The following is a 7,320-nucleotide window of genomic DNA, read 5'->3' as shown; positions in this document are numbered from 1 at the left end:
AACGGGCGCCAGGACCACACGGTTTTGCCGTACGCTTAATCCACGCCATCGTCTCAGCGTAAACAAGCGTCCACCGCAACCCGCCCAACGTCCGTGACGACGGCCGACGCCCTCTGAGTGGGACGGGATGGCGATAGATGCGCACTGATTTGGGCCGGCCGACAACAGAAATATTTTTGATTTGCAGAAGTTTTCTGCTTGACACGATTTCTGAAACTCAGAACTGATTTGCCCGTCGGGTCGTTTTGCCGCAGGCAACCGTCATTGCGAGCGCAACGAAGCAATCCATTCCTCGGCTGGACGCGCCAGCCGAACCTCCCCACTCACACCGGCCGCTCGCCCTTCACCGTCACCCGCGTGCCTGACCGTGTATGCGGCCAGTAGTCCCACATCGCGCGGTGCTGGGCGCAGCGGTTGTCCCAGAAGGCGATGGCGTTTTCGGTCCAGCGGAAGCGGCACTGGAACAACGGATTCTCCGCGTGCTGATAGAGATAGGCCAGCATCGCGTCGCTCTCGTCGCGGGGAACGCCGATCAGGAAGCGCGTAAAACCGCGGTTGACGTAGAGCGCCTTCATGCCGGTGACAGGATGCGTGCGCACGACCGGATGCTCGGCGCGGGGATATTCCGGACGGTCGGCAACGCCGTAATTGGCATAGAGCCCGCGATAGGTCTGCTCGCCGTCATGCAGGGCGGTGAGCCCGTCGAGATAGGCCTTCATGCGGTCCGACAGCGATTCATAGGCCGCATACATGTTGGCGAACAGCGTGTCGCCGCCGCGCGGCGGACACTGTTTGATGTAGAGGATCGAGCCCATCGGCGGCTCGACGTCGCAGGACACGTCGGTGTGCCAGCCCTCGCCATTGGCGCGCGGCGAATCCTTGTCGGCGTAGATTTTCATCAGCGCGGGATCGTCGCCCTCATGCGGCGCGGCGGGATGGATGTGCAGCTCGCCGAACTGGCGGCCGAACGCCAGATGCTGCTGCGGCGTGATGTGCTGGTCGCGGAAGAAGATCACGAGGTTTTCGGCAAGCGCGCGATGGATTTCGTCCATCGTGCGGTTCGACAGCGAGCTTGAAAGATCGACGCCGGAAATCTCCGCGCCGATGATCGGGGTCAGCTTCTCGACGCCGATGGTCTCATAGGGTTCGCTCTCGCCGGCGATGTGCCGATAGCGGGGGCCCTGTTTGCTGGAGAGTGAACTCATGGGTGTTCTCCCAATCATTATTGATTGGGAAGCATCGTAGCCCGCTCAAGGCAAAGCGCAATGCAGTTGGTGTCGTCCCGGCCTTGAGCCGGGACCCATACGCCGCGGCTTATCGGTGGGGGCGCTGGCGTTAGATATTTTCCGCAAAATTAGGGCCGCGGAGTATGGGTCCCGGCGTTCGCCGGGACGACGGAGAGAATTACTCCGCCGCCGTCACCGGCGTCTTCGCGCCCGCGCCATAACGCTGATCGATGTAGTCGATCACCAGCGCCTTGAAGTCGGCGGCGATGGAAGGGCCGCGCAACGTTCGGAACTTCTTGCCGTCGACGAACACCGGGGCTGCCGGCGCTTCGCCGGTGCCGGGCAGCGAGATGCCGATATTGGCGTGCTTGGATTCGCCGGGGCCGTTGACGATGCAGCCCATGACCGCGACGTTCAGGGCTTCGACGCCGGGATACTGCGTCTTCCAGCCCGGCATCTCTTCCCTGATGAAATCCTGGATCGAGCGCGCCAGTTCCTGGAACGTGGTCGAGGTGGTGCGGCCGCAGCCGGGGCAGGCCGCGACCAGCGGCACGAAGGTGCGGAAACCCATGGTCTGCAGCAGTTCCTGCGCGACCTGGACTTCCAGCGTGCGGTCGCCGCCGGGTTCGGGCGTCAGCGAAATGCGGATGGTGTCGCCGATGCCTTGCTGCAACAGGATGCCGAGCGCCGCGGACGACGCCACGATGCCCTTCGATCCCATGCCGGCTTCGGTGAGGCCGAGATGGATCGCGTAATCCGAGCGCTCCGCGAGCACCTCGTAGACCGCGATCAGATCCTGCACGGCGGATACCTTCGCCGACAGGATCATCTTGTTCTTGGGCATGCCGAGCTCTTCGGCGCGCGCCGCCGACAATAGCGCCGACTGCACCATCGCCTCGCGCATCACCGCCCGCGCATCGCGCGGGTTCGGCAAGAGCATGTTCTCGTCCATCAGCTTGGTGAGCAGTTCCTGATCGAGCGAACCCCAATTGGCGCCGATGCGGACCGCCTTGTTGTTCTTGTTGGCGATCTCGATGATGTCGGCGAACTGGGTGTCGCGCTTGTTCTTGAAGCCGACATTGCCGGGATTGATGCGGTATTTGTCGAGCGCCTCGGCGCAGGCCGGATAATCCGCCAGCAGCTTGTGGCCGATGTAATGGAAATCGCCGATCAGGGGCGTGGTGATGCCGCGCTGGCGCAGGCCGTCGCGGATATGCGGAACGGCGGCAGCGGCCTCGTCACGGTCCACCGTGATGCGGACCATTTCCGAGCCGGCGCGCGACAAGGCTGCGACCTGGGCGATGGTGCCGTCGATATCGGCGGTGTCGGTGTTGGTCATCGACTGCACGACGATCGGCGCACCGCCGCCGACGGCGACATTGCCGACCATGACCTGGGTGGTTTGATGCCGGGCGCTGGGGCCGGCGATGTCGTCTTGCGGCGGTTTTTCGGGCTTGTTCATGGCGTCTCGAATATCAGGTTTTGGTGACATTCACCAAGGGGACCGGGACGGGCCAGCCGGCCGCATCCGAATTTGACTTTTATCTCTGTATTTTCAATGACTTAATCCGGCCATTGCGGTTCGAGGTGGGCGATCAACACTCGGCCTCCCCTGTCAGCTATATTGGACAGGAATCGCCGGATTGAAAGAGCTGCTTGCGCCGGGCAGCCCGGCTTTTCATCCGTCGCCGCACACCCTAGCATTGTTCAAATTAACGGGAGGTCAGCATGTCGGAGCTCATCAGCACGGTGGAACTTGCCGGCATCCTGGATCGGCCCAATCTGCGGCTGTTCGATTGCACGACCTATCTCGAACCGGCGCCCGCGGGCAGCAACGCGCCCTACATCGCCGTGCCCGGCGACCAGACCTTCGCGGCCGGCCATATTCCCGGCGCCGACTTTCTCGACCTGCAGGGCGAATTCTCCAAGCAGGGTATCGAGCTTCGCTTCATGATGCCTGATATCGCGCAGCTCGAGGCGGCGTTCGGGCGGCACGGCGTCGGCCCGGACAGCCGCGTCGTGCTCTATTCCATCGGCACGCCGATGTGGGCGACGCGGTTCTGGTGGATGCTGAGATCGCTGGGCTTTGACAATGTCGCCGTGCTCGATGGCTGCTTCGACAAATGGAAGGCCGAAGAGCGGGAGATCGAGACCGGACCCGCGAAGGGATACAAGAAAGCCAAGTTCAAGGCGAAGCCGCGACCCGGCTTTTTCGTCGGCAAGGACGAGGTGCTCGCTGCTGTCAGGGATCACAGCGCCGTCGTCGTCAATGCGCTCGGCCCGCAATTCCACAAAGGCCTGGAGCCGAGCCGCTATGGGCGGCCCGGCAGAATTCCCGGCAGCTGCAACGTATCAGCCGCAACCTTGCTCGATCCCTCGACGCGGGTTTTCGTACTGCTCGCGGACGCCGAAGCGAAATTTGCCACGCAAGGCCTGCGCAAGGACAAGCAGGTAATCGCCTATTGCGGCGGCGGCATCTCGGCCACCATCGATCTGTTCCTGCTGCACCGGCTCGGCTACGAGGACCTCACGCTCTACGACGCCTCGATGGGCGAGTGGGCCAAGGACGAGGCGTTGCCGATCGAGACGGATTAGGGAGAACTTCTCCCTCTCCCCGTTCTTTACGGGGAGAGGGTCGGGGTGAGGGGCTCTCTCCGCGAGCGCAGTCGATTGTTAGACCGGTACCCCCTCACCCGGATTGCTTCGCAATCCGACCTCTCCCCGCAAGCGGGGCGAGGTAAGCCCGGCACCGCCTCAACTCAAAATCATTCCCCTCACACATTCGGATCCGGCGCCACTTCCGCCCTGGCCGTTTCGGGCCGGTTGACGAGATAGAGCCCGGCGATGACCAGCAGCGCGGCGACGCCAAACGCGATCGTCAGCGTGTCGTGCAGGATGAAATACGCGGCCACCACGCCGAACAGCGGCGTGATGAAGGTGAAGGCCGACAATTTGCTGGCCGAATAGGTCTTCACCAGCGCAAACCACAGCAGGAACGTCAGGCCCACGACCCAGAACGCCTGATAGGCCAGCAGCGCCAGCGACAGCGGTCCGGGAACGTGGGTGATGGTTTCGCCGGAAATCCACGCGGCCAGCGCCAGGATCGGGATCGAGATCGCCACCTGATAGCCGAGCCCCTTTTCCGCCGGCGCCTTGATCAGCGCGGTCGCCTTGACGATCAGCGTCGTGGTCGCCCACAGCGCGCCGCCGGCGACGATCAGGAGATCGCCTATCAACACATTGGCATCGACATTGGCCTGGGGGACGCCGATCGCGAGCGCCACGCCGGCGAAACTCAAAGCGAGTCCGCCCCATTGCGAGGCGCGCAGCCGTTCGCCGAGAAAGACGTAGGAGCCGAGGGCTACGAAGAACGGCGCCGTGTACAAAAACACCGCGGCCCGCGACGCCGACGTCAGCAGCAGGCCGCGATAGATCAGCACGAATTCAATCCCGAAGATCATGCCCGCAATGACGCCCGGCCACAGCGTGCCGTCGCGCTCGAAGAATCTGACGCCGCGAAACCAGCCGATGATCAGCAACACCGGCAGCGCGCCAAGCGAGCGAATCAAGGCCTGCAGCATCGGCGGCACATCAGGCAGAACCAGCTTCACCGCGATCTGATTGAAACCCCAGCTCAGGCACAGCATCAGCATCAAGGCGATAGCGCCCGGGGTGAGGGCACGCCCGGCGGCAGAAATCACAGGATTGGACGACATTTATCCTCGTGGCCGGCTTGGCGCCGTGTTGGTTACTGGCATGATCCCGAAAGGTGGCCTTCCGGTTTTCGGATGAGGACCATGCCAAAAAAATCTAAGGAGCTTTCTGACAATGCGCGCAGGTGCCGGCAATCTCGACGACGGAAAGCTTTGGCGCAAAGCCGGAGGCGCGCGCCGCCGCATTGAGGCTTTGCGCGACCGGGGCCGCGGGAATTTCGCCGACCGAGCCGCAATGGTCGCAGATCAGGAACGCCACCATCGCGGTCGCGTCATGGTCGTGCGCGCAGGCAAGGAAAGCGTTGCGGCTTTCGATGCGGTGGACGAGGCCGTTTTCCATCAGGAAATCCAGCGCCCGGTACACCGTGATCGGCGCCGGCCGCGGCATCGTCTTGGCGAGTTCGTCGATCACCTCATAGGCCCCGAGCGGGCGGTGGCTGGACAATAGCGCCTGCAGCACCTGACGCCGGATCGGGGTGAATTTCTGCGCCCGCTTGGCGCAAACCTGCTCGGCATGCGCGATCGCGTCCGCGGCACAGCGGCCGTGATCGTGGTCGGGTGCGGGAAAGGTGGGTTTTGCCAGGGTCATTGCGTCGGGTTTGTAGCATTTTGGCGCCCAATCCCAAAGCCCGCAGGTTCCGTAAGAACCAGCCATGTTCTGAGGGCGGAGCTGGTAACTGCTAACCCGGCATGCGAAATTCATAAGCAAGCTTATAATATCCAAAGCTTATGGAGGCTGGCGATGCGCGGTTCCGTTGATATGAACTTCCTGTTTACGCTCGGCGAGGTGCAGCGGATGATGCGCGCCTATGCCGACAAGCAGGCGGCGCGCTATGGCATCACCCGCGCGCAATGGGCGGTTTTGGCCAAGGTCGAACGATCCGAGGGTCTGAAGCAGACGGAACTCGCCGAACTGATGGAAATGCAGCCGATCACGCTGACGCGGCTGATCGACAAGCTCTGCGACAATGGCTGGATCGAGCGCCGCGGCGACGAGACCGACCGCCGCGTCAACCGGCTTTATCTGAAGAAGGCCGCGCGCCCGCTGCTCGGCAAGCTCTCCGGCTTGCGCTCCGAACTCACCGCGACCGCGCTTGAAGGCATCAACCCCGCCGATGCCCACCGCCTGCTGTCGCAACTTGATCTGATCAAGGAAAACGTTCGCAACGCGGTCCAGAATCCGCCCAGCGAACCGCCCCGAAAGGAGCAGCGTTATGGCTGATCCCGTGCTCAAATTTCCCCCGGAACAGAAGGGCGCCGAACCGACCCCGCGCCCGAAACTGGCGTCGGAGCCGCGCCGCCGGCTGATGGCCGGCATGCGCCGCTATCGGCGTTTCCTGCTGCTGGTGGTGCTGCCGCTGGTGTCAGCGACGGCCGGCATCACCTTCTATCTCAATGGCGGCCGCTACGTGACCACTGACGATGCCTATGTCGGCGCGCAGAAGGTGCTGATCACGTCGGACGTGTCGGGCAAGATCATCAATGTGACCGTGAAGGAAGGCCAGCAGGTCTCGACCGGCGACACCCTGTTCCAGATCGACCCGGTGCCGTTCCGGCTGGCGGTGGCGCAGGCGCGCTCCAAACTTGACGACGCCAAGGTCAGCCACGACACCCTTGTCGCCAATGTGAAGCTCTACGGACAGACCATCGAACTGGTGAACGCCGGCATCGCGCTCAAGCAAAAGGACGTCGAGCGCAAGAATTCGCTGGTCAAGAGCCAGGCCGGCTCGCAGCTCGATCTCGACAACAGCGCCACGACCCTGGTCACCGCACAGGCGCAGCGCCAGCTGGTCACGCAACAACGATCCAACGCCCTCAACCAGCTGCTCGGCGATCCCGAGCTGCCGCTCGAAGCGTTTCCGGCCTACATGCAGGCCAAGGCTGCGCTCGACGACGCCCAGCGCAACCTCGATTTGACCACCGTGCGCGCGCCGATGAACGGCGTCGCCACGCAGGTCGAGCAGATCCAGCTCGGCCGTTTCGTGATTTCAGGCGCTCCGGTGTTCTCCATCATCGACGTCGCCAACCCCTGGGTCGACGCCAATCCGAAGGAATCCGATTTCACCTATGTCGCGGTCGGCCAGAGCGTCACGCTCGACGTCGACGCCTTCCCCAACCACGTGTTCAAGGGCACGGTCGGCTCGCTCTCGCCCGGCACCGGCGCGCAATTCGCGATCCTGCCGCCGCAGAACGCCACCGGCAATTTCGTCAAGGTGGTGCAGCGCGTCCCGGTGCGAATCTACTTCGACAAGAACGACAAGTTCGTCCGCAAGCTGAAAGCCGGCATGAGCGTCTATGCCAGCATCGACACCAACCACCGCCGCTCGCTCGCGCACCTGCTCGGCCTGACGCCGGCCGCGGCTAACCACGAAGCCGACTGA

7 protein-coding genes are annotated in these 7,320 nt (G+C 63.3%); 3 read left to right on the top strand and 4 right to left on the bottom strand.

Features of this window, described 5'->3' with window-relative positions:
* Nucleotides 1–323: 323 nt before the first annotated feature.
* Together JQ641_RS08625 and ispG are read right to left on the bottom strand one after the other, a co-directional pair.
* On the bottom strand, nt 324–1,205 hold the full coding sequence (locus JQ641_RS08625) for a TauD/TfdA dioxygenase family protein (protein WP_211995545.1): 882 nt from the start codon (nt 1,203–1,205) through the stop codon (nt 324–326).
* A 199-nt stretch (nt 1,206–1,404) separates the two neighbouring features.
* Nucleotides 1,405–2,688 (bottom strand): flavodoxin-dependent (E)-4-hydroxy-3-methylbut-2-enyl-diphosphate synthase, encoded by a 1,284-nt coding sequence (gene ispG / locus JQ641_RS08620; RefSeq protein WP_211995544.1) that lies wholly within the window; start codon nt 2,686–2,688, stop codon nt 1,405–1,407.
* Between the two features lie 266 nt (nt 2,689–2,954).
* Between ispG and JQ641_RS08615 the strand changes: the two genes are divergently transcribed.
* Nucleotides 2,955–3,821 carry a sulfurtransferase gene (locus JQ641_RS08615; protein WP_211995543.1) on the top strand — a complete coding sequence of 289 codons (867 nt, stop codon included), beginning with the start codon at nt 2,955–2,957 and terminating at the stop codon, nt 3,819–3,821.
* Nucleotides 3,822–4,000: 179 nt separating this feature from the next.
* Here JQ641_RS08615 and JQ641_RS08610 read toward each other — a convergent pair whose 3' ends face one another.
* Complete coding sequence (locus tag JQ641_RS08610; protein WP_211995542.1) at nt 4,001–4,942, bottom strand: DMT family transporter; 942 nt, start codon at nt 4,940–4,942, stop codon at nt 4,001–4,003.
* Nucleotides 4,943–5,036: 94 nt separating this feature from the next.
* Nucleotides 5,037–5,528 (bottom strand): Fur family transcriptional regulator, encoded by a 492-nt coding sequence (locus JQ641_RS08605; RefSeq protein ID WP_211995541.1) that lies wholly within the window; start codon nt 5,526–5,528, stop codon nt 5,037–5,039.
* A gap of 153 nt (nt 5,529–5,681) precedes the next feature.
* Here JQ641_RS08605 and JQ641_RS08600 point away from each other — a divergent pair, with 153 nt between their 5' ends.
* Entirely contained in the window at nt 5,682–6,161 is a 480-nt protein-coding gene (locus JQ641_RS08600; protein ID WP_211995540.1) for a MarR family winged helix-turn-helix transcriptional regulator, read from the top strand.
* Nucleotides 6,154–7,320: an HlyD family secretion protein gene (locus JQ641_RS08595; RefSeq protein ID WP_211995539.1), complete on the top strand. Its 1,167-nt coding sequence runs from the start codon at nt 6,154–6,156 to the stop codon at nt 7,318–7,320. Before JQ641_RS08600 ends, JQ641_RS08595 begins: the two co-directional genes overlap by 8 nt.

Origin of the sequence: Bradyrhizobium sp. JYMT SZCCT0180 (genome assembly GCF_018130165.1) — a bacterium.
GTDB lineage: Bacteria > Pseudomonadota > Alphaproteobacteria > Rhizobiales > Xanthobacteraceae > Bradyrhizobium.
This window is presented reverse-complemented; position numbering and strand designations above follow the sequence as displayed.

What these genes read in the sequence shown, in the direction of transcription:
- JQ641_RS08625 (WP_211995545.1), bottom strand. Translation starts at nt 1,205, where the DNA reads ATGAGTTCACTCTCCAGCAAACAGGGCCCCCGCTATCGGCACATCGCC.
- JQ641_RS08615 (WP_211995543.1), top strand. Translation starts at nt 2,955, where the DNA reads ATGTCGGAGCTCATCAGCACGGTGGAACTTGCCGGCATCCTGGATCGG.
- ispG (WP_211995544.1), bottom strand. Translation starts at nt 2,688, where the DNA reads ATGAACAAGCCCGAAAAACCGCCGCAAGACGACATCGCCGGCCCCAGC.
- JQ641_RS08610 (WP_211995542.1), bottom strand. Translation starts at nt 4,942, where the DNA reads ATGTCGTCCAATCCTGTGATTTCTGCCGCCGGGCGTGCCCTCACCCCG.
- JQ641_RS08600 (WP_211995540.1), top strand. Translation starts at nt 5,682, where the DNA reads ATGCGCGGTTCCGTTGATATGAACTTCCTGTTTACGCTCGGCGAGGTG.
- JQ641_RS08595 (WP_211995539.1), top strand. Translation starts at nt 6,154, where the DNA reads ATGGCTGATCCCGTGCTCAAATTTCCCCCGGAACAGAAGGGCGCCGAA.
- JQ641_RS08605 (WP_211995541.1), bottom strand. Translation starts at nt 5,528, where the DNA reads ATGACCCTGGCAAAACCCACCTTTCCCGCACCCGACCACGATCACGGC.